Annotated in this window: 5 protein-coding genes; 3 read left to right on the top strand and 2 right to left on the bottom strand. The window is 61.6% G+C overall.

Annotated elements, in window-relative coordinates:
* Positions 1-595: FCD domain-containing protein (locus tag AAFP05_RS12265; RefSeq protein ID WP_341730159.1), on the bottom strand; the 595-nt coding region annotated here is incomplete at its 3' end.
* Between the two features lie 146 nt (positions 596-741).
* Between AAFP05_RS12265 and AAFP05_RS12260 the strand changes: the two genes are divergently transcribed.
* From AAFP05_RS12260 to AAFP05_RS12250, 3 genes are all read left to right on the top strand, one after another.
* Positions 742-2,028 carry an extracellular solute-binding protein gene (locus AAFP05_RS12260; protein WP_341730158.1) on the top strand — a complete coding sequence of 429 codons (1,287 nt, stop codon included), beginning with the start codon at positions 742-744 and terminating at the stop codon, positions 2,026-2,028.
* Positions 2,029-2,298: 270 nt separating this feature from the next.
* Positions 2,299-3,123 (top strand): sugar ABC transporter permease, encoded by an 825-nt coding sequence (locus AAFP05_RS12255; RefSeq protein ID WP_341730157.1) that lies wholly within the window; start codon positions 2,299-2,301, stop codon positions 3,121-3,123.
* Entirely contained in the window at positions 3,123-3,938 is an 816-nt protein-coding gene (locus tag AAFP05_RS12250; protein WP_341730156.1) for a carbohydrate ABC transporter permease, read from the top strand. The genes AAFP05_RS12255 and AAFP05_RS12250 overlap by 1 nt, the downstream gene beginning before the upstream one ends.
* 49 nt (positions 3,939-3,987) lie before the next feature.
* Here the strand turns inward: AAFP05_RS12250 and AAFP05_RS12245 are convergent.
* A partial coding sequence (locus AAFP05_RS12245) for a Gfo/Idh/MocA family oxidoreductase (protein ID WP_341730155.1) occupies positions 3,988-4,187 on the bottom strand: 200 nt, incomplete at its 5' end.

Below are 4,187 nucleotides of genomic sequence, written 5' to 3'. Positions count from 1 at the left end.
CCGGGGCGACGGGCATCAGACCCAGCCGGTACTTGCCGGCGAGGATCTCGTTGAGGATCTGCTCCAGACTGAGGAAGAGCGGATTGCCAGAGGCCTGCAGCACGAGCCGGTGAAAGATGAGGTCTGCGGCCACGAAATCATCGACATTCCCGGCCGTGCCGGACCCGACCATGCGAGTGGCCAGCCCGACCAGCTGCTCGGCCTGATCTGCGTCGACCCGCTGAGCGGCCAACCAGGCCGCGTGCGGTTCGATCGCGCTGCGCAACTCCACTAGCGAACGGAACTGCGCAGCGCGCTGCGCCGGATCGTTCAACCGCCACGAGATCACATCAGAGGCCAGGGCATTCCACGACGAGTGGTGCTGCACCACGGTGCCGCGGTGTTTGCGGGAGTGCACCAGGCCGTTTTCTGCCAGCACGCCGATCGCCTCTCGAATGACCGATCGTGAGACACCGAGTTGGTCAGCGAGATCGTCCATGTGCAGGACCGTCCCGGTGGGCCACATGCCGGTGACGATATTGCTGCCAAGCCGCTCGACGACCTCACGCTGGAGGAGCCCGCCGGAGGGTGCGGCGCTGTACCGTGCTGCGGACACCAGATCTCCGATCTGCTAGATCACGACTTTGCACCGTTTCTCGACGGGCGCTTCACGGCGACTATATGTCTGACTTATTCTAGACAGATCACGGATCTGCAGTAGTTCGCAGGCCACTCAATGTTGAGTAGATCAGAGGAGATTTAGTGAGACGCATACATGCATTGGGAGTCACGTTCGCGCTGGCCGTTCCGCTGGCGATGTCGGGCTGCGGTGGCGGCGAGGCCGCCCAGGAACCTAGCGATGTCGTGCGCGTGACTTTGGCCAACCACGTGTGGACGGAGAACATCAAGGCGCAGTTCGACGACTTCACCGCGCAGACCGGTCTGAAGGTGGAACTCACGCAGCTAGGCGAGGATCAGCTCTCTGATCAGTACAACGTCAAGCTCAACGCCGGATCCTCGGATATCGACGTCATGATGTACCGCCCCTTGCAGGAGGGAAGGATGTTCGCCCGCAACGGGTGGATGGCCGATCTGTCCGACAAGGTGACAAGTGACTCCACGTGGGACTGGAGCGACTATCAGGCGGGCCCGGTTGAGGCCACCACCTATGAGGGCAACGTTGTTGGTGTGCCCATCATCACCGAGACCGAGGTCTTGTACTACCGGACGGATTTGCTTGAGAAGTCCGGCTTCGGCGCGCCCCCGGCCACGTTGGACGAGTTGAAGGCGCAGGCCGCCAAGATCCATGAAGACAACCCGGACATCGCGGGCTTCGTTGCCCGCACCGGACGTACTGCCGCGGTCACGCAGTTCTCCAGCTTCTTGTTCAGCTACGGTGGCGACTTCGATGATGGTTCGGGCAAGGCAACCCTGGACACCCAGGCAGCCAAGGACGCCTACGACCTCTACGGCACGCTTATCCGTGAGTACGGTCCGGCAAATGTCAGCACCGACATGAGCTGGCCCGACGCCATGGCCGTGTTCACCCAGGGACAAGCAGCGTTCTATGTCGAGGCCAACTCCTTGTACAAGAACGCGACCGATCCGGCCAACTCTCAGGTCGCCGATACGGTTGGCTTCGCAGCGTTCCCGGCAGGTCCTGCGGGATCCATGCCGTACAACATCCCCTCGTGGGCACTGGGTGTGAATGCCGGTTCCACCAACGTCGACAATGCCTGGAAGTTCATCGAGTGGGCAACCAGCAAGGACCAGACTCTGCTGAATCAGCAGGCCGGTGTCCCGAGCGCACGAGCCTCGGTGTGGGCTGATCCGGAAGCGACCAAGGATTACCCGGCGGACCTGGTGCTCGCCGCGCAGTCGGCCGCAGCAGACGGTGTCGGACACGATCGTCCGTTGGTGGTGCAGGTTGCCAAGGCTCGCGAGATCGTTGGGCAGCCGATCGTGGATGCCATCACCGGCAAGGATCTCGATGCATCGCTGGTTGATGCTCAGACCCAGTATCAAGCATTCCTCGACGGCGAGAAGTAGCCGAGCCGAAGAATTGGGCTATTGCAGCTGTGGCGGTAGCCCAGCCCAGAGCTAATCCCTGGCCGGACGCAGGCGCATCGGATGCATTTCTCGATGCGCCTGCGACTTCGGCCATCACCTTCGCGAAGGCAAGATATGTCAGTTCCACTTCAGAATCCGGCTTCCGGCGCGGCCGGCACAGTGACAGCGTCCGACCGCCCGCAGCCGAATCAAAGCGGCTTTTCTCGTTGGGCGAATCAGCATCGTAAGTGGTTGTTCGCGGCACCTGCCATGATCTTCACGGCAGCGATGCTGGTCTTTCCGCTCGTCTGGACGGCCTATTTGAGTTTCACCAATGCTGAGGGCTCCGTCCGCGCACCGAAGAAGTTCATCGGCATCGAGAACTACATCGATGTCCTCACCGACACCGAACGGTTCTGGCCTGCCGTCGGACGAACGCTCGCCTTCACCGGCGGGGTGCTGGTGGCCCAGATGGTCTTGGGTATGTGCATCGCGTTGCTGCTGCGCAGATCATTCCGCGGGCAGGGCATCATCCGGGTGGCGATTCTGCTGCCCCTGGTCGCGACGCCGGTGGCCGTCGGCATGATGTGGCGGCTGATCTTCGATCCCAACATCGGTCCCGCAAATTACCTCCTCGGGCTGATCGGGCTCGGTCCGTATCCGTGGCTGGCAGGCGAGAAGACCGCACTGGCAACCACGATGCTCATCGATATCTGGCAGTGGACCCCGATGGTGGCGCTGATTCTGCTCGCAGGCCTGACATCGTTGTCCGACGAGGTGGACGAGGCCGCGTCCATCGACGGTGCGAGTACCTGGCAGCGGTTCTGGAGCGTCACGCTCCCGCTGGTCTGGCCGAGTGTTGTCGTTGCGTTGCTGCTGCGTGGCATCGACGCTCTCAAGACCTTCGACATTCTCTACGCCACCAAGGGACGAGGCGGCGGTTCGTTCCATGAGGTGGAGACCCTCAACGTCTACGCCTACGGACTGAGCTTCGACTACAACGAATACGGTGTTGCGTCCACCGTGCTGATTCTGTTCTTCGCGCTTATCATCGCGGCGATGCTGGCGCTGACCTCACGCCAAAAGGAGCGATGATGCGGCTTTCACGCGGATACCGAATCTTCCGGGGCGTGGCCATCGCGCTGATCCTGTTCGTCATGCTGGTCCCGTTGATGTGGATGGTGCTCAGCTCGTTCAAGACCAATGTGCAGATCTACGACCCCTCTACAGTGTTCGGGTTCACCCCGACCTTGGAGAACTATCACAAGGTCTTTCAGCAGGCGAACTTCGGCAAGTTCATGTGGAACAGCTTCCTCGTGGCCGCGGTGTCGACGGCCATCTCCTTGGTGCTGGGGGTACCGGCGGCATACTCGATGAGCCGCTTCGTGATGAAGCGCCAGGCGGTGGTCGTGCTGATGGCCCGAGTCATCCCGGGCGTGTCTCTGCTGGTTCCGTGGTACTACCTGTTCAGCAACCTGCGAATGGTCGGCGGCTATGGCGTGCTGATCCTCTCGCACATGTTCGTCTCGCTGCCGCTCATCCTCTACATCTTGATGGGCTTCTTCGACGGCATGCCGACAGAACTGGAAGAGGCAGCACAAGTCGACGGGTTGACGCCGATCGGCGCGTTCTGGCATGTGGTGCTGCCGTTGAGTATGTCCGGGGTCGCGACCGCGTCCATCTTGTCGTTCATCTTCAGCTGGAACAACTTCATGTTCGCCCTGGTGCTGTCCGGGGCTGAGACCAAGACGCTGCCCGTGGCGATCTTCGACTTCATCGGCTACGCCAGCATCGACTGGGGCGGGCTGATGGCAGCGGCCAGCGTGGTGACGTTGCCGATCATGGTGATCGCGTTGTTCTTCCAGAAGTACGTGGTCTCCGGTTTGACTGCAGGGGCGGTCAAGGGCTGAGCGCGAGCTTGGCCCCTCGCGTGAGGGGCCAAGCCGGCGCCCACGGTCGCTAGGACTCCAGCGGGAGTTTCACCCAGCCGTGCTCTGCCTGGGAGCGGTAGATCGCCGTGAACAGTTCGACGGTGCGGCGGCCATCGTCCAAAGTGATCAGCGGTTCACGGTGATCGCGAATCGCCGACAAGAAGTCTGCCAGTTGCTCGCGGTGGAAATAGTAGAGCGAGTCGACCGAGTTGAAGAACGCCGAATCCT

The organism is Brooklawnia sp. (assembly GCF_032229645.1).
Taxonomy (GTDB): Bacteria; Actinomycetota; Actinomycetes; order Propionibacteriales; family Propionibacteriaceae; genus Brooklawnia.
This window is presented reverse-complemented; position numbering and strand designations above follow the sequence as displayed.